The sequence below is a fragment of the Pollutimonas bauzanensis genome (assembly GCF_900129885.1).
Lineage (GTDB): Bacteria > Pseudomonadota > Gammaproteobacteria > Burkholderiales > Burkholderiaceae_B > Pollutimonas > Pollutimonas bauzanensis.
In genome coordinates, this window is the sequence record NZ_FQXE01000036.1 from 1 (window position 1) to 2,087 (window position 2,087).

1 tRNA gene and 1 rRNA gene are annotated in these 2,087 nt (G+C 53.9%); both read right to left on the reverse strand.

The features are described 5' to 3' along the window. Positions 1-9 precede the first annotated feature (9 nt). A tRNA-Ile gene (locus BUB23_RS26320) sits at positions 10-86 on the reverse strand. A 90-nt stretch (positions 87-176) separates the two neighbouring features. Then, positions 177-1,709: ribosomal RNA gene (locus BUB23_RS26325) — 16S ribosomal RNA — on the reverse strand. Positions 1,710-2,087 lie beyond the last annotated feature (378 nt).

Sequence of the window (2,087 nt, forward strand, 5' to 3'; positions counted from 1 at the left end):
AAAACCGAGTGGTGGGTCAAGTTGGAATCGAACCAACGACCCCCGCCTTATCAAGACGGTGCTCTAACCGACTGAGCTACTGACCCAAGCGGCGCATCGCCAGCGATAAACCGTGTCATGGTCTTTGTCTAACAGCCAATAAGTGTGGACGCTTACGCTTCGTGTGCGTCGCTCTAAAAGGAGGTGATCCAGCCGCACCTTCCGATACGGCTACCTTGTTACGACTTCACCCCAGTCATGAATCCTACCGTGGTAATCGCCCTCCTTGCGGTTAGGCTAACTACTTCTGGTAAAACCCACTCCCATGGTGTGACGGGCGGTGTGTACAAGACCCGGGAACGTATTCACCGCGACATTCTGATCCGCGATTACTAGCGATTCCGACTTCACGCAGTCGAGTTGCAGACTGCGATCCGGACTACGATCGGGTTTCTGGGATTGGCTCCCCCTTGCGGGTTGGCGACCCTCTGTCCCGACCATTGTATGACGTGTGAAGCCCTACCCATAAGGGCCATGAGGACTTGACGTCATCCCCACCTTCCTCCGGTTTGTCACCGGCAGTCTCATTAGAGTGCCCTTTCGTAGCAACTAATGACAAGGGTTGCGCTCGTTGCGGGACTTAACCCAACATCTCACGACACGAGCTGACGACAGCCATGCAGCACCTGTGTTCCGGTTCTCTTGCGAGCACTCCCTAATCTCTTAAGGATTCCAGACATGTCAAGGGTAGGTAAGGTTTTTCGCGTTGCATCGAATTAATCCACATCATCCACCGCTTGTGCGGGTCCCCGTCAATTCCTTTGAGTTTTAATCTTGCGACCGTACTCCCCAGGCGGTCAACTTCACGCGTTAGCTGCGCTACTAAGGCCCGAAGGCCCCAACAGCTAGTTGACATCGTTTAGGGCGTGGACTACCAGGGTATCTAATCCTGTTTGCTCCCCACGCTTTCGTGCATGAGCGTCAGTATTATCCCAGGGGGCTGCCTTCGCCATCGGTATTCCTCCACATCTCTACGCATTTCACTGCTACACGTGGAATTCTACCCCCCTCTGACATACTCTAGCTTGGCAGTTAAAAATGCAGTTCCAAAGTTAAGCTCTGGGATTTCACATCTTTCTTTCCAAACCGCCTGCGCACGCTTTACGCCCAGTAATTCCGATTAACGCTTGCACCCTACGTATTACCGCGGCTGCTGGCACGTAGTTAGCCGGTGCTTATTCTGCAGGTACCGTCAGTTGCGCCAAGTATTAATCAGCGCCGTTTCTTCCCTGCCAAAAGTGCTTTACAACCCGAAGGCCTTCATCGCACACGCGGGATGGCTGGATCAGGGTTGCCCCCATTGTCCAAAATTCCCCACTGCTGCCTCCCGTAGGAGTCTGGGCCGTGTCTCAGTCCCAGTGTGGCTGGTCGTCCTCTCAAACCAGCTACAGATCGTCGCCTTGGTGGGCCTTTACCCCACCAACTAGCTAATCTGATATCGGCCGCTCTGATAGTGAGAGGTCTTGCGATCCCCCCCTTTCCCCCGTAGGGCGTATGCGGTATTAGCCACGCTTTCGCGTAGTTATCCCCCGCTACCAGGCACGTTCCGATATATTACTCACCCGTTCGCCACTCGCCGCCAGGTCCGAAGACCCGCGCTGCCGTTCGACTTGCATGTGTAAAGCATCCCGCTAGCGTTCAATCTGAGCCAGGATCAAACTCTTCAGTTCAATCTCTGTATATATAATCGTAATTCCAATCCGGCCCCCAAAGGAGCCAGTGGTCATACGTCGCGTCTTGCTCAAAGAAAAAGACCAGGCTTTGACGAATCAAAACCTATACTTCTTCATTTGTGCGAGCACGTTGATAACTTGCAGCGGCCTCTCGTGAGAAAGGCTGCACACTCATTCCAAGCGCCCACACTTATCGGCTGTTAAATTGTTAAAGAGCGGGTACTGCGTATTCGGTACTCAACTGCGGTGCTGACCTGCTGGCTCGCCGCCACCGGTAACCGGCGCTGCAAGCTCGCTGTGTCAGCAGCAGAGAAACGAGATTATGAAGCAGTTCGTTTGGCTTGTCAAATCGGGGGAGTTCTACGCGCCGGGCGC